At 68.1% G+C, this 18,758-nt stretch carries 18 protein-coding genes; 14 read left to right on the top strand and 4 right to left on the bottom strand.

Annotation, left to right across the window (positions count from 1 at the left end):
• Positions 1–99 precede the first annotated feature (99 nt).
• From DMB37_RS07925 to DMB37_RS07875, 11 genes are all read left to right on the top strand, one after another.
• A complete protein-coding gene (locus tag DMB37_RS07925) occupies positions 100–2,355 on the top strand; it encodes a bifunctional SulP family inorganic anion transporter/carbonic anhydrase (RefSeq protein ID WP_135232145.1) in 2,256 nt (751 codons plus the stop codon).
• A 91-nt stretch (positions 2,356–2,446) separates the two neighbouring features.
• Positions 2,447–2,878 (top strand): TIGR02611 family protein, encoded by a 432-nt coding sequence (locus DMB37_RS07920; protein ID WP_240772292.1) that lies wholly within the window; start codon positions 2,447–2,449, stop codon positions 2,876–2,878.
• Entirely contained in the window at positions 2,851–3,489 is a 639-nt protein-coding gene (locus DMB37_RS07915; RefSeq protein WP_167768776.1) for a (2Fe-2S)-binding protein, read from the top strand. Before DMB37_RS07920 ends, DMB37_RS07915 begins: the two co-directional genes overlap by 28 nt.
• A 296-nt stretch (positions 3,490–3,785) precedes the next feature.
• Positions 3,786–5,837: a threonine--tRNA ligase gene (thrS, locus tag DMB37_RS07910; RefSeq protein ID WP_135232143.1), complete on the top strand. Its 2,052-nt coding sequence runs from the start codon at positions 3,786–3,788 to the stop codon at positions 5,835–5,837.
• Positions 5,834–6,427: an HIT domain-containing protein gene (locus tag DMB37_RS07905; protein WP_135232142.1), complete on the top strand. Its 594-nt coding sequence runs from the start codon at positions 5,834–5,836 to the stop codon at positions 6,425–6,427. Before thrS ends, DMB37_RS07905 begins: the two co-directional genes overlap by 4 nt.
• A 2-nt stretch (positions 6,428–6,429) precedes the next feature.
• A complete protein-coding gene (pgsA, locus tag DMB37_RS07900) occupies positions 6,430–7,179 on the top strand; it encodes a phosphatidylinositol phosphate synthase (RefSeq protein WP_135232141.1) in 750 nt (249 codons plus the stop codon).
• Positions 7,180–7,225: 46 nt separating this feature from the next.
• On the top strand, positions 7,226–8,194 hold the full coding sequence (locus tag DMB37_RS07895; protein WP_135232140.1) for a phosphatidylinositol mannoside acyltransferase: 969 nt from the start codon (positions 7,226–7,228) through the stop codon (positions 8,192–8,194).
• Positions 8,191–9,315: a glycosyltransferase family 4 protein gene (locus DMB37_RS07890; RefSeq protein ID WP_135232139.1), complete on the top strand. Its 1,125-nt coding sequence runs from the start codon at positions 8,191–8,193 to the stop codon at positions 9,313–9,315. The genes DMB37_RS07895 and DMB37_RS07890 overlap by 4 nt, the downstream gene beginning before the upstream one ends.
• The gene (locus DMB37_RS07885) at positions 9,315–10,358 is read left to right on the top strand and encodes an NUDIX domain-containing protein (RefSeq protein WP_135237415.1); all 1,044 of its coding nucleotides are present in this window, start codon (positions 9,315–9,317) and stop codon (positions 10,356–10,358) included. The genes DMB37_RS07890 and DMB37_RS07885 overlap by 1 nt, the downstream gene beginning before the upstream one ends.
• Before the next feature lie 471 nt (positions 10,359–10,829).
• Positions 10,830–11,732, top strand: coding sequence for a pyridoxal 5'-phosphate synthase lyase subunit PdxS (gene pdxS / locus DMB37_RS07880; protein WP_199856798.1), 903 nt, complete (start codon positions 10,830–10,832; stop codon positions 11,730–11,732).
• Positions 11,733–11,961: 229 nt separating this feature from the next.
• The gene (locus DMB37_RS07875) at positions 11,962–12,453 is read left to right on the top strand and encodes a hypothetical protein (protein WP_167768775.1); all 492 of its coding nucleotides are present in this window, start codon (positions 11,962–11,964) and stop codon (positions 12,451–12,453) included.
• 194 nt (positions 12,454–12,647) lie between these two features.
• Here the strand turns inward: DMB37_RS07875 and DMB37_RS07870 are convergent, their stop codons facing one another.
• Positions 12,648–13,244: a hypothetical protein gene (locus DMB37_RS07870; RefSeq protein WP_167768774.1), complete on the bottom strand. Its 597-nt coding sequence runs from the start codon at positions 13,242–13,244 to the stop codon at positions 12,648–12,650.
• Positions 13,245–13,413: 169 nt separating this feature from the next.
• On the opposite strand from DMB37_RS07870, the gene DMB37_RS07865 reads away from it, so the two are divergent.
• Positions 13,414–14,232, top strand: a complete 819-nt coding sequence (locus DMB37_RS07865; RefSeq protein ID WP_135232137.1) for an acyl-CoA thioesterase II — start codon at positions 13,414–13,416, stop codon at positions 14,230–14,232.
• 73 nt (positions 14,233–14,305) lie between these two features.
• Here DMB37_RS07865 and DMB37_RS07860 read toward each other — a convergent pair whose 3' ends face one another.
• The gene (locus tag DMB37_RS07860) at positions 14,306–16,114 is read right to left on the bottom strand and encodes an APC family permease (RefSeq protein ID WP_135232136.1); all 1,809 of its coding nucleotides are present in this window, start codon (positions 16,112–16,114) and stop codon (positions 14,306–14,308) included.
• 102 nt (positions 16,115–16,216) lie between these two features.
• Here DMB37_RS07860 and pdxT point away from each other — a divergent pair, with 102 nt between their 5' ends.
• A complete protein-coding gene (gene pdxT, locus DMB37_RS07855) occupies positions 16,217–16,864 on the top strand; it encodes a pyridoxal 5'-phosphate synthase glutaminase subunit PdxT (protein ID WP_135232135.1) in 648 nt (215 codons plus the stop codon).
• 116 nt (positions 16,865–16,980) lie between these two features.
• Positions 16,981–17,733, top strand: coding sequence for a YebC/PmpR family DNA-binding transcriptional regulator (locus DMB37_RS07850; protein ID WP_135232134.1), 753 nt, complete (start codon positions 16,981–16,983; stop codon positions 17,731–17,733).
• Positions 17,734–17,800: 67 nt separating this feature from the next.
• Here the strand turns inward: DMB37_RS07850 and DMB37_RS07845 are convergent, their stop codons facing one another.
• Positions 17,801–18,295, bottom strand: a complete 495-nt coding sequence (locus tag DMB37_RS07845) for an SRPBCC family protein (protein ID WP_135232133.1) — start codon at positions 18,293–18,295, stop codon at positions 17,801–17,803.
• Positions 18,292–18,654, bottom strand: coding sequence for a metalloregulator ArsR/SmtB family transcription factor (locus DMB37_RS07840; protein WP_135232132.1), 363 nt, complete (start codon positions 18,652–18,654; stop codon positions 18,292–18,294). Before DMB37_RS07840 ends, DMB37_RS07845 begins: the two co-directional genes overlap by 4 nt.
• Positions 18,655–18,758 lie beyond the last annotated feature (104 nt).

Below are 18,758 nucleotides of genomic sequence, written 5' to 3'. Positions count from 1 at the left end.
CACCGCGAGATGCCGGTTCGCGGTCGTGTGCCCCCTGCTGGACATGTTGATCGTCAACCGACCCCGGACTTCGCGCCGGGTTCGGCGAAGGAGAAAGTCATGGCTGTCGAGAACGATTTGGCCCCACCGATTACACCGCCGGTCCCAGCGGACTCGGGTCCTGGTCCCGGACCCCTGTCCGAACGCCTGCAATCAATCCTCCGGCACGATGTGCCCGCTTCCATCGTGGTTTTCCTCGTCGCGTTGCCGCTGTCCCTCGGCATCGCGGTCGCCTCCGGCGCGCCCGTCGCCGCCGGTCTCATCGCCGCTGTGGTCGGCGGTATCGTCGTCGGCCTGATGGGCGGCTCCGTTCTTCAGGTGAGTGGTCCGGCCGCCGGCCTCACCGTGGTGGTGGCCGAGTCCATCAACCAATTCGGTTGGAAAACAACCTGTTTCATCGCCGCTGCGGCCGGTGTGCTGCAAATCCTGTTCGGGCTGAGCAGGATCGCGCGTGGCGCGCTCGCCGTCGCACCGGTGGTGGTGCACGCGATGCTGGCCGGTATCGGCATCACCATCGCGCTGCAACAGATTCACGTGCTGCTCGGCGGTTCCTCGCACAGCTCGGCGTGGAAGAACATCACCCAGCTGCCCGATCAGCTGATGTCGCTGCACGGCGGCGACGCGTTCATCGGCGCCGTGGTGATCGCCATCATGCTCGGCTGGAAATACGCGCCCGCCCGGCTCCGCCTCGTCCCCGGCCCGCTGGTCGCGGTGTTCGCGGCGACCGTGCTGTCCATCGTGCTGCCGACCGGCGCCGAGCGAATCGTGTTGAACGGCTCGCTGTTCGACGCGATCGGGCTGCCCGAGCTGCCGCGCGGCGACTGGTCCGCCGTGGTGCTGATGGTCCTCACCATCGCCTTGATCGCCAGCGTGGAAAGCCTGCTGTCCGCGGTCGCCGTGGACAAGATGCACTCGGGTCAGCGCACCAACTTCGATCGTGAGCTCATCGGTCAGGGCTCGGCGAACGTGCTCTCCGGCCTGCTCGGCGGCCTGCCGGTCACCGGTGTGATCGTGCGCAGCGCGACCAACGTGCAGGCGGGTGCGCGCAGCCGCGCCTCGGCGGTACTGCACGGCTGCTGGATTCTGCTGTTCTCGGTGGCGCTGGCCGCGGTGGTGCAACAGATTCCGAAGGCGGCGCTGGCCGGTTTGTTGATCGTGATCGGCATGCAGCTGGTCAAGATCGCGCACATTCGGCTGGCCCGGCGCACCGGCGACCTGCTCGTCTACGTCGTCACCGTGGTGTCGGTGGTGTTCCTCAATCTGCTGGAGGGCGTGCTGATCGGCCTGGCGCTGGCCTTCGGTCTGCTGCTGTGGCGGGTGGTGCGAGTCGCCATCAACGCCAGGCAGATTCCGGGTTCGCAGCGCTGGATGGTCACGATCGACGGCTCCTGCACCTTCCTCGCGCTGCCGAAGCTGTCCGCGGAGTTCGCGAAGATACCCGCCGACGCCGACGTCACCGTCGAGATGACCGTCGACTTCCTCGACCACGCCGCCTTCGACGCCATCGAGGACTGGGTACGTCAGCAGGAAAGCAACGGTGGCAGTGTCGATTTCGTGGAGATCGGCAGCGCCAAAATGGCGCACGCGACGGCCGGACCGCCCTCGCGCGGCTTCGGGCGCGCGGTGTGGACCGACATCCTCGGCCCGTGGCGGCGCAACGAGCACGCCGACCCGATCGCGGCCGGTGTCGCCGCATACCACCGCAGCCACGCGCACGTCGTGCGCCCGCACCTGGACGAGCTGCGTGACAGCCAGGATCCGGACTCGTTCTTCCTCACCTGCGCGGACTCGCGGATCGTGCCGAACATGATCACCAACAGTGGGCCGGGTGACCTGTTCACCGTGCGCAATGTGGGCAACCTGGTGCCCGCCGTCGGCGATCCGTCGGTGGACGCCGCGCTGGTCTTCGCGTTGGAAGAGCTGAACGTCCGCTCCATCGTGGTCTGCGGCCACTCGTCGTGCGGTGCCATGAAGGCCCTGCACTCCGGGGCGCAGGCCGGTCCGGAGATCGATAAGTGGCTCGCGCACGCGCACCCGAGCCTGGACCGGTTCCGGCGTGGGCACCCGGTGGCGATCGCCGCGGCGCGGGCCGGCTTCGGCGAGGTGGACCAGCTGAGCATGGTGAACGTGGCGGTGCAGCTGGAGAACCTGCAACGGCATCCCGCGGTGCGCGCGGCCGTCGCCGAGCGCGGCGTGACGGTGTCGGGTCTGTTCTTCGATATCGCCAGCGCGCGCGTCATCGAGATCACCGAGAACGGGCTGGCCCACATCGACGACGAGGTGGGTCATCGGGTGACGACGCCCGAGCTCGTCTGAGTCAGGACCAGCGAGCCCGCTCGGACCGGACGGTTCGAGCGGGCTCGTTCGCGCCATGGACAGGACCGGGCGTTCTCGTACGCTGGGAGAGGTGACCGCCGAGTTGGAAACAAGTTCGACGCAGACGGAGACGGGCTGGCGCGCCTTCCGAGCCCGGGTAGCCGCGCGACCTACGCTGAACCTCGCCTATCGGATCGGGGTCGCGTTGGTCGGCACCGCGGTGCTCGCCGTCGGAATCGTCACGATTCCCTACCCCGGACCCGGCTGGGCGATCGTGTTCGCCGGACTCGGCATCCTCGCCACCGAATTCGCCTGGGCGCAACGGGCTCTCGGCTGGCTGCGGGACAAGTACCGGCAGGGTATGGCGTGGTACTCCGCACGGGGTGCCGCCATGCAAGTGTTCGCGGCGACCATGACCTTCGCCTTGGTTGTCGCGACACTGTGGGTGTTGGGCACGTTCGGAATGGTCGGCAGCTGGATCGGAGTCGAGTCGCAATGGTTACGCAGTCCCCTGAAGTGGTGAACACCGTCCCCGGCCGGACGCTGACACAGCCCGACTGGCTGGCCGCCCGGATCACGGAGATGGGGCACTCCTGGGGCACGACCTCACCGCGGATCGCGGGCACTTTGTGGTGGTGCATGGTCGCCTCCGCGCTGGTCGAACAGATCGCGCGCGCCTACGCACACGGCGAACAAGCCGCCGAGCCGCTGCTGGACCGTTTCGACTGCGAGGTCCGCCCGGACGGCGGCGTAGAACGCATCCACATCCTCGCCGGACCCGACGAACCCACCGAACCCGGTGCGGCCCTGCGGGAAACCCTCGCCGCCGTGATCACCCCGGTCGCCGAAGTCTCCGGCGCGGGCATCCCGGCCCTTTGGGCGATCGTCGCCGACGCCGTCGGCAACCGAGCCCTCGACGCGGGCTCCCCAGCCGCAGGCACCCGCCTGGCCACCGAGATCGGCGGCAAGCTCCCCATCCCGCGCTTCGTCGACGTCGGCGGCCGCACCTTCGTCAAACGCATCTCCTGCTGCCTGGTCTTCGAAGTCCCCAACTGCGAGATGTGCACCAGCTGCCCCAAACGGCCTGCGGCCGAACGCGAATCCCTCCTAAAACAACTGGCCGCAGACAACTGACCCTGGTTTGCTGAAACGCCATCTGATTTCGCAAGAACATGGGTAACTCACCGGGCACGGGCTGACCTACCCATCCCCACACCGCCGGTCGCCAACGTCACCCTCCACGCACCTGAATCTGGCCTGAATACCCGGAGAGGCGGGTGAGCGTCTGGCCTGAATACCCGGAGAGGCGGATGAGTGTGCACGGGGGTCGGGGGTTGCCGATAGCATGGTCGCGCTGGGGCACGTGGTGTCCCGGCATTGAACCGCGGGGATATTTCCCGCACCCGAGAAACTCCAAGGAGAGCACTGCCGTGACCACCTCAGCCCGCACCACCCCTGCCCCCCGCGTCCGGGTGCCGGCGGGGACGACGGCGGGTGCCGCGGTGCGCGAGGCTGGTCTGCCGACCAAGGGACCGGACACCATCGTCGTCGTGCGCGACGCCGAGGGCCTCAAGGACCTGTCCTGGACCCCGGACACCGACGTCGAGGTGGAGGCGGTCGCCGCCGACACCGAGGACGGCCGCAGTGTCATCCGGCATTCCGCCGCGCACGTGCTCGCGCAGGCGGTGCAGCAGGAGTTCCCCGAGGCCAAGCTCGGCATCGGCCCACCGATCAAGGACGGCTTCTACTACGACTTCCAGGTCGACCGGCCGTTCACTCCCGAGGATCTGGCGAAGCTGGAATCCCGGATGAAGAAGATCGTCAAAGGCGCGCAGCGGTTTTCCCGGCGCGTGGTCGAGGTCGAGGACGCCAGGGTCGAGCTGGCCAAGGAGCCGTTCAAGCTGGAGCTGATCAGCGACAAGTCCGGCATCGACGATCCCGAGGTGATGGAGGTCGGCGGCAAAGAGCTGACCATCTACGACAACCTGGATCCGCGCACCGGTGACCGCGTCTGGGGCGATCTGTGTCGCGGCCCGCACATCCCGACCACCAAGTTCATTCCGGCCTTCAAGCTCACCCGCAGCTCGGCCGCCTACTGGCGCGGCGACCAGGACCGCGAGGATCTGCAGCGCGTCTACGGCACCGCGTGGGAGTCGCAGGAGGCGCTCGACGAGTATCTGCACCTGCTGGCCGAGGCCGAACGCCGCGACCACCGCAAGCTCGGTCTGGAACTGGACCTGTTCAGTTTTCCGGACGAGCTCGGCTCCGGCCTGCCGGTGTTCCACCCCAAGGGCGGCATCATCCGCAAGGAGATGGAGGAGTTCTCCCGGCGTCAGCATGTGGCGGCGGGCTACGAGTTCGTCAACACCCCGCACATCACCAAGGGCCACCTGTTCGAGGTCTCCGGTCACCTGGACTGGTACCGCGACGGCATGTTCCCGGCGATGCACCTGGACGCGGAGCTGAACGAGGACGGCACCGTCCGCAAGCCGGGCCAGGACTACTACGTCAAGCCGATGAACTGCCCGATGCACAACCTGATCTTCCGGGCGCGTGGCCGGTCGTATCGGGAACTGCCGTTGCGGCTCTTCGAGTTCGGCTCGGTGTACCGCTACGAGAAGTCCGGCGTGGTGCACGGCCTGACCCGGGTGCGCGGCATGACCCAGGACGACGCGCACATCTACTGCACCAAAGAGCAGATGCACGCCGAGCTCACCAGCACCCTGCAGTTCGTGCTCGGCCTGCTCAAGGACTACGGCCTCGACGACTTCTACCTGGAGCTCTCGACCAAGGACCCGAAGAAGTTCGTCGGCTCCGACGAGATCTGGGAGGAGGCCACCGAGACCCTGTCCAAGGTGGCCTCGGCCTCCGGGCTCGAGCTGGTGCCCGATCCGGGCGGCGCCGCGTTCTACGGGCCGAAGATCTCCGTGCAGGCCAAGGACGCGCTGGGTCGCACCTGGCAGATGTCGACCATCCAGCTCGACTTCAACCTGCCGGAACGGTTCAACCTGGAGTACACCGCCTCCGACGGCACCAAGCAGCGTCCGGTGATGATCCACCGCGCGCTGTTCGGCTCGATCGAACGGTTCTTCGGCGTGCTCACCGAGCACTATGCCGGCGCGTTCCCCGCGTGGCTGTCGCCGGTGCAGGTCGTCGGCATCCCGGTCGCGGAAACCTTTGCACCGCACCTGGATCGGGTGATCGAGCGGCTGCAGGACGCGGGCATCCGGGCCCAGGTGGACCGCAGCGACGACCGGATGCAGAAGAAGATCTTCAACAACACCGCACAGAAGGTGCCGTTCATGCTGCTCGCCGGCGAGCGCGACGTCGCCGCCGACGCGGTGAGCTTCCGATTCCGCGACGGAACTCAGGTGAACGGGGTGCCGGTCGCCGACGCGGTCGCCACCATTGTGGAATGGATTGCGAACCGGGAGAACGCTTCTCCGACCGCGGCGGGTTTCGAGATCAAGGGTGCGGGATGACCGAGCGCACGACCCCGGACGGGTTCACCGAGCTGAACGACGCCACGGCGCAGGGCAGCATCGTGGACCGCGGCGCGGGTGAACCGGACCGGTTACAGCGGTTGTGGACGCCGTACCGGATGTCCTACATCGCCGAGGCCGCGGCCACCGACCCCGCCTCGACCGGGCACCCGTTCACCGACATTCCGAAGATGTCCGATGAGGACGGTCTGGTCATCGCGCGCGGTGAGCTGGTGTACGCGGTGCTCAACCTGTACCCGTACAACCCGGGCCACATGATGGTGGTGCCGTACCGCAAGGTGGCCAACCTCGAGGACCTCACCCTGGCCGAGGGCACCGAGCTCATGGCGTTCACCCAGCAGGCCATCCGGGTGATGAAGCGGGTGTCGCGGCCGCACGGGTTCAACGTCGGCCTGAATCTCGGTGGCGTGGCCGGTGGTTCGCTGGCCGACCACCTACACCAGCACATCGTCCCGCGCTGGGGCGGCGACGCGAACTTCATCACCGTGGTCGGCGGGGCCAAGGTGATGCCGCAGCTGCTCCGGGAGACGAGGGCGCTGCTGTCGGCAGCCTGGAAGGAAGTCGACTAGAAGTGCTGAGCTTCTTCGGCCGCGATACGTTTGCCAAAGCGACTGCGCCGCTGGGCAAAGCGCTGGTGAGCACCGGGCTCACCCCGGATGCGGTGACGGTCATCGGCACCACCGCGTCGATCGCCGCCGCGGTCACCCTGTTCCCGACCGGGCATCTGTTCTGGGGGACCATGGTGATCTGGTTGTTCGTCATGTTCGACATGCTCGACGGCGCGATGGCCCGAGCGCGCGGCGGCGGCACGAAATACGGTGCGGTGCTCGACGCCACCTGCGACCGGGTCGCCGACGGCGCCATCTTCGCCGGCCTGGCGTGGTGGGCGGTGTATCACGAGAACCACAAGCCGCTGTTCGCCGCGACGCTGGTGGTACTGGTGAGCTCGCAGGTGATTTCGTACGCCAAGGCGCGCGCCGAGGCCAGCGGGCTCTCCGCCGACGGCGGGCTCATCGAGCGGCCGGATCGGCTCATCATCGTGCTGGTCGGCGCCGGGTTGACCGGCATCGGCGGGTACTGGGGCATCGACTGGCTCACCTACGCGGTGCACGTCGCGATGTGGGTGCTCGCGGTGCTCAGCATCGTCACGGTGTTCCAGCGGGTGCTCGCGGTGCGCAGTTCGCCGGGCGCGCGCGATGTGATCACCCCGGCGCAGCCGCGCAATGCGGCACAGGAGCAAGACCCGGCGCAGTCCGACAAGCCGGCGCGGCCCGAAAACCCCTCGGCGGGAACGGCGAACGCGACGGAGCTGCCGACGTGAGACCGCCCTATCGTGGCGGTGTGGTGCAGGGAACGGGGCAATGGTCATGAGTATCGGGGAGCGGTTGAGCGACGCCGGTTACGCGGCTGGCTGGCGGCTGGTGCGGGCATTGCCCGAGACGACGGCGCGACGGTTGTTCGACTGGGGCGCCGATCGGGTCTCGGGCAAGGCGAATCGCCAGTTCCGGGCCGGTGGCGCGCCGAACCAGTTGCGGCGCAACCTCGCCAGGGTGATCGGCGGTACTCCGGCGGACGTGCCGGACGAGCTGATCCAGGCGAGCGTCCGCTCCTACGCGCGGTATTGGCGGGAAGCGTTCCGGCTGCCCTCGATGGACCACGTGGCGATCGGTCAGCTCGCGCTGGAGGGGAAATCGAACCTGGAGGCCGGGTTGGCCGCCGGACGCGGCGTGATCCTGGTGCTGCCGCATTCCGGGAACTGGGATATGGCCGGAGTGTGGCTGGTGCAGAACCACGGCACCTTCGCGACCGTCATGGAACGGTTGAAGCCGGAGTCGCTGTTCGAGCGTTTCGTCGCCTACCGGTCGAGCCTCGGTTTCGAGGTGTTCCCGCTGACCGGCGGTGAACAGCCACCGTTCGGCCAACTGGCCGATCGGCTGCGCGAGAACAAGGCGATCTGTCTGCTGGGGGAGCGCGACCTGACCGGCCGTGGCGTCCCGGTCACACTCTTCGGCGAGCGCACCTGGATGCCCGCCGGCGCCGCCAAACTGGCCATCGAGACCGGTGCCGCGCTGCTGCCGGTGCACACCTGGTTCACCGCCGACGGCGCGGAGGGGTGGGGCATGAAAGTCGAAGCGCCGATTGATGTTTCGAACGGCGTCGCGGCGGCCACCCAGGCCCTGGCGGACCGGTTCGCGGCGAATATCGCCGAGCATCCGGCGGATTGGCACATGCTGCAACCGATGTGGGAGAGCGATCTGTCCGAGGCGCGGCGCGGCCGCATCGCGGCGGCGCAGGGCGCTCCGAACACCGCGGCGAAGCCGGACGGCGCCGCATGAAGATCGGCATGGTCTGTCCCTACTCGTTCGATGTGCCCGGCGGCGTGCAGGCTCACGTGGTCGAGCTGGCCAGGGTATTCATCGAGCGCGGGCACCGGGTGAGTGTGCTCGCGCCCGCGTCGGAGGAGACGGCGCTGCCCGATTTCGTGGTGTCCGCCGGTCGCGCGGTGGCGATCCCGTACAACGGGTCGGTGGCGCGACTGTCCTTCGGTCCGATGGCCTACACCAGGATTAGGCGCTGGATCGACGGCAACGATTTCGACGTGCTGCACATCCACGAGCCCAACGCGCCGAGCCTGTCGATGCTCGCGTTGAAGATCGCCGAGGGGCCGATCGTGGCCACCTTCCACACTTCGACCACGAAGTCGTTGATACTCAGTACCTTTCAGGGCGTGCTGCGGCCGTACCACGAGAAGATCAGTGGCCGGATCGCCGTCTCGGAGCTGGCCCGGCGCTGGCAGGTGGAGGCGCTCGGCTCCGACGCGGTGGAGATCCCCAACGGGGTCGATGTCCCCGCCTTCGCGCGGGCGCCGATGCTGCCCGGGTATCCGCGGGCGGGCCGGACCGTGCTGTTCCTCGGTCGCTACGACGAACCACGCAAGGGGATGGACGTACTGCTCGGCGCGCTGCCCGAGTTGGTGCGCAGGCACAAGGACTTACAGGTCCTCATCGTCGGGCGTGGTGACGAGGAGCGGCTGCGTCGCGAGGCGGGACCGCTCGCCGGGCACCTGCGTTTCCTCGGTCAGGTGTCGGACGCGGAGAAAGCCTCGGCCATGCGCAGCGCGGACGTCTACGTCGCGCCCAACCTCGGCGGCGAGAGCTTCGGCATCATCCTGATCGAGGCGATGGCCGCCGGAACCGCCGTGGTGGCAAGCGAATTGGATGCCTTCCGCCGGGTGCTGCGCGACGGGACGGCGGGGGAGCTGGTGCCGGTGGGTGATTCGGCGGCGCTGGCGCGAGCCATCGACGGCCTGCTCACCGACGACAGCCGCCGGGCGGCCCTGGTGCACACGGCCACCCAGGTGGTCGGCGAGTACGACTGGCCGGTAGTGGCCGAACAGATCCTGCGGGTGTACGAGACGGTCACCATCGGCGACACCAGGGTACGGGCCGCCGGATGATCACCTTCTCCGCCACCACGGTTCTCGTCCTCGCGCTGATCGCGGCGGTCATCGTCGCGCTCGGCATCTGGGCCTACTCGACCGCCAACCGGCTCGACCGGCTGCACGTGCGCTCCGATCAGTCCTGGCAGGCGCTCGACGCGGCGCTGGGCCGGCGGGCGGTGGTGGCCAGATCGGTCGCGGCGGCGATCGCGGACCCGGTGGCCGATCCGGCGCTGGCCGATCAGGCCAAAGTTCTTGCCCACCTTGCCGATCGCGCCGAACGGGCCGGGCGCGCCGATCGGGAGACGGTGGAGAACCAGCTCTCCGCAGCCCTGTCGACGATCGATATCGAGAAGCTGCGCCCGCAGATGGTGGCCGAGTTGGCCGACGCGGAGGCGCGGGTACTGATCGCCCGCCGCTTCCACAACGACGCGGTCCGCGACACCTTGGCGCTGCGCACCCGCCGTTCGGTGCGCATCCTGCACCTCGGTGGCACCGCGCCGCTGCCCACCTACTTCGAGATCACCGAGCGCGCCACCCCGGCCGCGTCCACCGGGCTCACCGTCGACACCACCCGCACCACCGCCCGCATCGTGCTGTTCGATGAAGAGGGGCGCACGCTGCTGATGCGCGGCAACGACCCGACAACACCCGACGTGTCGTTCTGGTTCACCGTCGGCGGCGGGGTCGATCCGGAAGAGACGCTGCGCGAAGCGGCCGTTCGTGAGCTCTACGAGGAGACCGGCTACCAGGCCGACCCGGAGAGCCTGCGCGGCCCGATCTGGCGCCGCGTCGCGGTGTTCCCCTTCGACGGCGACCTGATCCGCTCCGAGGAGCTGTTCTTCGCGCTCCGTGTGCCCGCCTACGAGCCGCAGGCGACGAACCTGACCGCCATCGAACGCCGCTCCATCACCGGCAACAAGTGGTGCACCGCAGCGGATATCGTCGCCTTCGACCGCGCGGGCGAAACCGTCTACCCCTACAACCTGGACCAACTGCTCCCCGAAGCCGCGGCCGCCGCCGACAGTGCCACCGACCCGGAGGTCCGCTCGATCCGCTGACGCGATGTGATGTGTTTCACGATCGTGCTACGGTCGCGACTGGATGGACGCGGGCTGGGTAGTGCTTACTTCAAGGCACTCGGACTTCGGTGCCGCGGACCCCGCCGTCGGCGGGGGAAAATGCTCGGCGTGCGGAGGTACCGTTGTACATGTCCTACCTGCTCTACGATTTCCTGCTGCCGGTCATCGGGCCCGCCGCCGCCGAGTACTGGGCGCAGTTGCTGGTAGTCGGTCCGCTCTGAGCGACGCCGGAAGATAGCGGGGGCAACGCAATTGCCCCCGCAGCACCGGTAAACCGCTTTTCCTGGTCTCCCCGAGCGGTCCAGTGCACCGCACCGGCGGACAGAGCCCCTGGTAGGTGACAAGGCCAGTCATCTCCGACTGGCTATCAAGTGGCCTGGGTGGCCCGCCTAGAATTGGGTCGATTCCATCCCTTGCGACCGATTGGCGCAGATGACCCAGGAGTTTGCCGTGACTACGCCCGAGACCACCCAGACCATCGGCACCGCCCGCGTGAAGCGCGGCATGGCCGAGATGCTCAAGGGCGGGGTGATCATGGACGTCGTCACCCCCGACCAGGCCAAGATCGCCGAAGACGCCGGTGCGGTCGCGGTGATGGCGCTGGAGCGGGTGCCCGCCGACATCCGGGCGCAGGGTGGCGTGTCCCGGATGAGCGACCCCGACATGATCGACGGCATCATCGCCGCCGTCTCCATCCCGGTCATGGCGAAGGCGCGCATCGGCCACTTCGTGGAGGCGCAGATCCTGCAGAGCCTCGGCGTCGACTACATCGACGAGTCCGAGGTGCTGACCCCCGCCGACTACACCAACCACATCGAGAAGTGGAACTTCACCGTGCCGTTCGTGTGCGGCGCCACCAACCTGGGTGAGGCGCTGCGCCGAATCACCGAGGGCGCGGCGATGATTCGCTCGAAGGGCGAGGCGGGCACCGGTGACGTCTCCAACGCCACCACGCACATGCGCAAGATCCGCCAGGAGATCCGCAGGCTGTCCTCGCTGCCCGCCGACGAGCTGTTCGTCGCCGCCAAGGAGCTGCAGGCGCCCTACGAGCTGGTCCGCGAGGTCGCCGAGACCGGCAAGCTGCCCGTCGTGCTGTTCACCGCGGGCGGCATCGCCACCCCCGCCGACGCCGCGATGATGATGCAGCTCGGCGCCGAGGGCGTGTTCGTCGGCTCCGGCATCTTCAAGTCCGGCAACCCCGCCGAGCGGGCCGCCGCCATCGTCAAGGCGACCACCTTCCACGACGACCCCGATGTGCTCGCGAAGGTGTCGCGTGGACTCGGCGAGGCCATGGTCGGCATCAACGTCGAGGAGCTGCCGGTGGACCACCGGCTCGCCGAGCGCGGTTGGTGATTCCACGCCTTAGGGTTTGGTGAACTTTCCCGAGCAGGGACTCTTCGGAGTCCCTGCTCGGGTGCGTTAGAGGGTCGCGACGACGCCGACTCTTCTCCGTGCCACACCGTCGTCTTACTGTTCTCACAATTGTCTTGGGTAACTTCACGTTTCGATGCCCGTCGACCGCCGCGTCGGTAGTTCGTGCCGCATCACCGTCGATGTACCAGCCCAACATAAGGACGAGCAGATGAACCTTCGTAAGACCGGACGCATGGCGATTGCCGGTTTGGCCGTCGTGGCCGCACTGGGCCTGACGGCCTGCGGCAGCGATGACAAGAAGGATCCGCCGCAGCCGTCCCGCACCACGACCAGCGCCGCCGCCAACGCGAACCAGCCTGCGCCGCCCACTGTTGCGGAGCTGAACGAACTGCTGCAGAAGGCGCTCGATCCGGCGGTTCCCAGCGCGGAGAAGCTGGACCTCGTGCAGGGCATCGAAGCCGATCCCGACCTGCCCAACCGCCTCGCCGAGGCCTACAAGCAGGCGAACGCCAAGTCGGAGATCACCGGAGTGACCGCCTTCGGCGATTCCGTCAGCGCCCAGGGCAAACTGACCATCAACGGCGCCGAGAACCCCATCGACGTGCCCTTCGTCCTCGACAACGGCAAGTGGAAGGTGCAGAAGGGTTGGGCCTGCAATGCCCTGACCGCCCTGAACCTCCAGTCCCCGGCCTGCGCCTGATCGACCGCAGGGGCGACTGGCGCCCGTCGAGTGGCACATGGTTGCGGCAAACGCTGAGAAGCGCTGCGACTGTGTGCCATTCGCGTTTGGTGGGGTAGGTCTGCCATCTTGATACATGGATATGCGCATCTAACTATCAATACGCAGTTGGTGATAGGTGGGACCGCCGAACGGAAAGCAAGGAGCCGAAAGGGTCAGGGGAGGCGGAGCGCTGGGCGGGCGGGGTGGTCCCAGCGGATGAAGAAGGTTGCGGCGGTGCGGGTTTCGAGGAGGGCGGGGATGGTCCAGTGGTCCTCGGGTGGGGTGCTGCGTCGTAGGGCCGGTTCCGACATGGCCAGGTGGACGGTTATGTCGAAGGGGAGGGAGTGGTTGAGCAGCATGGGGCCTGCGACGACGAGGACGGTGTCGGGGAGCGCCGGGCGGATGGGGGCGCGGGCCGAGCGGTCGGTGGTCTCGTTCCAGAGGGCGGGCAGCCAGCGGCCGTCGGTGTGCAGAGCGTCGATGACTTCGCGGCGGAGTGCTTCGTAGTCGAACCAGGCTGTGCGATAGGAGATCTCGTCCACGCCGTATTCCATGCGGAGGGACGCGGGGCGGACGTAGTCGTGCAGCGACACCACTTCCGCGGGTCTGCCGGTGTCGCGCAGTGCGGCGGCGGTCCGGTCGGCGAGGTCGGTGGGGCGGGCGGCGTCGGCGCCGTCGATCGCGAGCACCCGGTAGCCGGACAGGGTGCGGACGCGGTCGACGAGACGCTCGATGAGGGCGTCCTGGGTGATCGGGACGAACTGTGGCACCGGTCTATCAGAGCAAACGGTGAGCACGACCCTCGTCGGCGGCATGCGCGAACACGGCCGTTCGCGGTGCTTCGTTCCGAGCGGGAAGCAGCGGGTTGTCCGGCCGGCGGGAGTGGAAACCCGGACGGCCGAGGACGAGCCGGTCAGCGCGGCGAGTTAATCTCAGCCCATGGCGACAATCGAAGAGGCGCTGGAGATAGAGCGCCTCGAGCGTGACATCTTCCGTGGGGCGTCCACGAAGACTCAGCTGCCGCGCACGTTCGGCGGACAGGTTGCCGGCCAGGCGCTGGTATCAGCGGTGCGCACGGTGGAACCGCGGTATCAGGTGCATTCGCTGCACGGCTACTTTCTGCGACCGGGCAACCCGGACCAGCCGACGGTGTATCTCGTCGAGCGGATCAGGGACGGCCGCTCGTTCTGCACCCGCCGGGTCACCGGCGTGCAGGACGGCCAGGCGATCTTCACCATGTCGGCCTCGTTCCACATCGGCGACGAGGGTCCGGAGCATCAGGATGTGATGCCCGAGGTGCAGGCCCCGGACGACCTCCCGGACGCGAGCACCACGATGAGCCCGGAACGCCTGTGGGCGATGCGCGAGTGGGAGCACTGGGACATCCGGACGGTGCCGCAGGACCAGATCGCCCGCCGCGACGGCGTCGTCTCGCAGCAGCAGGTGTGGTTCCGCTACCGGCATCCGCTGCCCGACGACCCGCTGTTCCACGTCTGCACCCTGGCCTACATGAGCGACATGACGCTGCTCGGCTCGTCGAAGGTGACCCACCCCGACGAGCAGACCCAGAACGCCTCGCTCGACCACGCCATGTGGTTCTTGCGCCCGTTCCGCGCCGACGACTGGCTGCTCTACGATCAAGCCTCGCCGTCCGCGGGCTTCGGCCGCGCGCTCACCGGCGGAAAGATCTTCAACCGCGAAGGTCAGATGGTGGCCGCGGTGGTCCAGGAAGGACTGATCCGCAACCTGCGCGACTGAGCGCGCGATGTCGACCGCGATGGTGTGCGTGTGGCCGACGCACACCACCGCGACCGCCTGAATTCGCTCAGGCTTAGCCCACCTGTACCCGCAGGTGGCAGACCACTGTGTCGGACATGCGGCGCAGCACGCGCTCGAGCTCGTCGCTGCGGTGGCTGGGCAGCACGCGGTTCCAGCCGACCGGCGGATCGACCTCGGCGATGACGACCACCTTGCGGCGACCCTCGAAGTTCTCCCGCACGTAACGCGCGACCGGCCCGCCGACCGTCGCGTCACTGTCTTCGAGCAGCACCAGCCGCACCTCCGGATGCCACGCCTCCCACGCCTTGGTGAACGCCTTCACCGACTCGCCGGGCAGGCAAACATGCACCGCGACAACGTCTTTGCCGATCGACAGCGCCGCGGATAGCGCCTCGCAGCTCAGCTCGGAGACCTCGGACACCGGCACCACGATGACGGCGTCGCGCGGGCGCGGTGGCGGCGGCACCTCGTCGGAGCGGCGGTAGGCGCCGATCTTGCTGTAGGCCCCGCGGATTCGTTCCATGCCGAGCACCAGTGCGGGCAGGACCAGCACGATCAACCAGGCGCCCGCGGTGAATTTCATTGCGGTGGTGACGATCGCGGCGATGAAGGTCAGCAGCGCGCCGAACCCGTTGAGCGCCAGCCGCCACCGCCAGCCCGCCGTCCTGGCCAGCAGCCAATGCCGCACCATGCCGACCTGCGCGATGGTGAACCCGACGAACACCCCGATGGCGAACAGCGGGACCAGCGCGTTCATATTGCCGTCGGCCCCGATCAGCAGCACACCCGCCGCGATGGCCAGCGTCAGCACGCCGTAGCGGTACACCTCGCGCGGCGAGCGCACGGCGAACCGGTGTGGCAGGCAGTTGTCGTCGGCGAGGATCTTGGTGAGCGTGGGCAGCCCGCCGTAGGAGGTGTTGGCGGCCAGCGCCAGCAACACCACGGTCGCGAATTGCACCACGTAGTAACCGATTCCGTGCCCGAGCGCCGCCTCGGTCAGCTGCGAGAGCACCGTGGTGCCGTCGATCGGATGCACCTCGAACTTCTCGATCAGCAGCGCCAGCCCGATCAGCATGACACCGAGCAGCGCCCCGAGCGCCACCTCCGCGCGTTGTGCGCGAAGCACTTTCGGCGCCTGGAAGCTCGGCACCGCGTTCGCGATCGCCTCCACGCCGGTCAGCGCGGCGCACCCGCTGGAGAAGGCCTTGAGCAGCAACAGCACTCCGACGGTATGCGCGTCCAGCACGGTGGCGGCGCCGGTGCTGACGCTGGCCGGCTCGGACCGCACCAGCCCCGCGACGATCACCGTGCCGATGCCGACCACGAAAACAATGGTCGGCACCATGAACGCCCGTGCGCTCTCGGTGATGCCCAGCAGATTCAATGCCGTGATGCCGACGAGAACGGCGACACACAACCACACCGTGTACGGGAGCAACGCGGGAAACGCGGAGGTCAACGCGGCGACACCGGCGGCGATCGACACCGCGACGTTCAGCACATAGTCGATGATCAGCGAGGCCGCGGCGGTCAAACTCGTGCGATGTCCGAGATGCGCCTTCGCCACCGCATACGCCCCACCACCGTCCGGGAACGCGGCGATCACCTGCCGATACGATGCGACCAGCACGGCGAGCAACGCGGCGATCGCCACTGTCACCGGCAGTGTCAGACCGAGCCCGGCGCCACCTGCGGCGGCCAGCACCAGCACGATGGCCTCGGGACCGTAGGACACCGAGGCCATCGCGTCGAGCGAAAGTCCGGCCAGCCCGGTCGGCACGGTGAGACCACGGCGGGCCGGGGCCGCCTCCCCTTCTCCACGCGGCGCGGGCACCTTGCGCGGCAACACAGCTATCACCATGCGAGTGTCGACCCGATCCCGGCTTGCGGGCCGTCGCGTTGACGGAACCCTGACGGCGACCGTGAGCAGGCCCACACCGCGACGGCTCGTAAACTTTCCGACGTGAACGCTTCCCCGGTTGCCGCACCGGCCGCCACCGACCTCGCGCAGGCTCGCCCCACCATCGGCGTGCTCGCGCTGCAGGGTGACGTGCGCGAGCACATCGCGGCCCTCGCGCACTGCGGCGCCGAACCGGTGCTGGTGCGGCGCGCCTCCGAACTGGCCGCGGTGGACGCGCTGGTGCTGCCCGGCGGCGAATCGACCGCGATCAGCAAGCTGCTGGAGGTCTTCGAGCTGCTCGAGCCGCTGCGCGCGCGACTGCGAGATGGCATGCCCGCCTTCGGTTCCTGCGCGGGGATGATCCTGCTCGCCGACGAGGTGCTCGACACCAGGCCCGACGCCAATCACCTGTCCGGCATCGATATGACGGTGCGCCGCAACGCCTTCGGCCGCCAGGTCGACTCGTTCGAGGTGGACCTGGACTTCGCCGGACTCGACGACGGCCCGATGCGCGCGGTGTTCATCCGGGCGCCGTGGGTGGAGCGGGCCGGCGCGGGCGTCGAGGTGCTCGCGACGGTGCCGGACGGACCGTTCGCCGGCCGCATTGTGGCAGTGCGGCAAGGGAACGTGGTGGCGACGTCGTTCCACCCGGAGGTCACCGGCGATCTGCGGGTGCACCGGATGTTCGTGGACCTGGTTCGGGACGCGTAGTTCACGCGCCGTTCAGGCCGCGATGACCGGCCGAGTAGGCTGGAGAAGTTGTCCCTCCGGCCGTGCCGGTACGGTACAACTCACCAAACGTGCCATCGACCTGAAGGAAGTAGGGAATGAGCGGCCACTCCAAATGGGCCACCACCAAGCACAAGAAGGCGGGGATCGACGCGAAGCGCGGCAAGCTCTTCGCCAAGTTGATCAAGAACATCGAGGTGGCGGCCCGCACGGGTGGCAGTGACCCCGCAGGCAACCCGACGCTCTACGACGCCATTCAGAAGGCGAAGAAGTCGTCGGTGCCCAACGACAACATCGAACGTGCCCGCAAGCGCGGCGGCGGTGAAGAAGCCGGCGGCGCCGACTGGCAGACCATCATGTACGAGGGCTACGGCCCCAATGGTGTCGCGGTGTTGATCGAGTGCCTCACCGACAACCGCAACCGCGCCGCGGGCGAGGTGCGGGTCGCGATGACCCGCAACGGCGGCAACATGGCCGACCCGGGCTCGGTGTCCTACCTGTTCCACCGCAAGGGCGTCGTGACGCTGGAGAAGAACGGGCTGTCCGAGGACGACGTCCTGATGGCCGTGCTCGACGCGGGTGCCGAGGAGGTCAACGACCTCGGTGATTCCTTCGAGATCATCAGCGACCCCAGCGACCTGATCCCGGTGCGCAAGGCCCTGCAGGCCGCCGGAATCGACTACGACTCCGCCGAATCCGGCTTCCAGCCGTCGGTCTCGGTCGAGGTCGACGCCGACGGCGCCCGCAAGGTGATCAAGTTGGTGGACGCGCTCGAGGACAGCGACGACGTGCAGAACGTCTTCACCAACGTCGACATCTCCGACGAGATCCTCGCGCAGCTGGACGACTAGTGCGTACCCGCGCATGCGCTCCGGCCATGCGCGGGTCTACGGACGGGCACCGTCCGGCGGCACCGGACTAGTCCTCCAGCGCTTCGTAGTACTGCTTCATCGAGGGGTAGTAGTCCTCGAAATCGGGGCGGTCCGCATCCGTGCGGGCCGCCCCGAGTGCGTCCAGGTAGTACTCCCAGCCGGGGCCGACCTCGCTGATTTTCGCCTCGGGATCCAGATGGTGGGTGAAGACCAGTTCCGTGACGCCGTCGGTCTCGGTCAGCTCCGCCTCCAGATGCCAAGTGCCGTAGTCGTCCTTGGTGATGATGCCCAGCCGCCGCGGCGGTTCGCACACCTCGATCGTGGCGTCACACCAGGGCTGGCCTTCTTCCAACGCCATCTGCACCTGAATTTTTCGACCGGGCCCGGCTTCGCCCTTCCACGGTCCGAACCAGCGTGCGGTGCGGTCGGATTCGGTGACGCTGGCCCACACGTCCTCGATCGGCGCTCGATAGGTTCTGGTGAGGATCAGGTCGCGCTTGCCGTCGGTGCGGTCGAGGCGGCCGGTGGGTCGGGTTGTCATCCCGTGTTCTCCTTCGGGTGCTGGTCGCCCGGTGCGCGGCGGTGTTCGCGGCGCGTCCGGTAGACCTCGGTTTCCAATGCGTCGAGCCGCTGTTCCCAGGCGGCCGCGGTGTCGAAGCGCGCGATCCAGTCGGCGATCTCGGTGAGTGGCGCCGGGTCGAGCACGTAGTAGCGCTGCCTGCCGATGAGTTCGTCGTGCACCAGGCCGCTTTCGCGCAGCACTCGCAGGTGTCTGCTCACCGCAGGCCTGCTGATGTCGAACTCTGCCGCGATCTCACCCGCGGTAAGCCGGGTCCCGCGCAACATCGTCAGGATCTCCCGGCGCACCGGATCGGCGATCGCACTCGCCACTTCGTCCACCCGGAAAGCGTAACCATGTGGTTACGCTTTTGTCCATAGTCGGCTGTTCCCGGCTACCGCATCGGAAGGCGGCCGGTCGATGATCGACCGGCCGCGCTGGACGA

Source organism: Nocardia sp. CS682 (genome assembly GCF_004634405.1).
In the GTDB taxonomy this organism is placed as follows: domain Bacteria; phylum Actinomycetota; class Actinomycetes; order Mycobacteriales; family Mycobacteriaceae; genus Nocardia; species Nocardia ninae.
The sequence above is the reverse complement of the archived record's forward strand: the minus strand, read 5'-3'. Positions and strand labels throughout refer to the sequence as shown.